At 59.8% G+C, this 468-nt stretch carries 1 protein-coding gene; it reads right to left on the bottom strand.

Features of this window, described 5'->3' with window-relative positions:
• Positions 1-106: 106 nt before the first annotated feature.
• On the bottom strand, positions 107-468 hold a 362-nt coding region (locus AC3DEV_RS16930), incomplete at its 5' end, for a MotA/TolQ/ExbB proton channel family protein (RefSeq protein WP_488372858.1).

Below are 468 nucleotides of genomic sequence, written 5' to 3'. Positions count from 1 at the left end.
AGCTTGCTCGCGAAAATCGCGAACGATAACGCGGGGCTGCGGGTTAAACGCGGTGCTCTCGGGTTTTTCGCGAGCAAGCTCGCTCCTACAGGGAGGCGCATGCTCATCAATCCATGAAGCCCTGGAGCTTCAATTCGATGGAGCGCGGGTTCTCGCCCTCGGCAATCGACAGGATGCCCTCCAGGAGCATTTCCCGGTAGCGGGACTGGCGCATGGCAATGGATTTGAGCTTGCTGGCAATCGGCAGCAGCAACAGGTTGGCACTGGCCACGCCATAGATGGTGGCGACAAATGCCACGGCAATGCCGCTGCCCAGTTGCGAGGGGTCGGCCAGGTTGCCCATCACGTGGATCAGGCCCATGACCGCACCGATGATGCCGATGGTCGGCGCATAGCCGCCCATGCTTTCGAAAACTTTGGCCGCGTTGATATCGCGACTTTCCTGGGTGTAGAAGTCCACTTCGAGGA

The organism is Dietzia sp. IBK-p2-15D (assembly GCF_057773105.1).
Note: the sequence above shows the minus strand (reverse complement) of the source record. Positions and strands in the feature narration are given on the sequence as shown.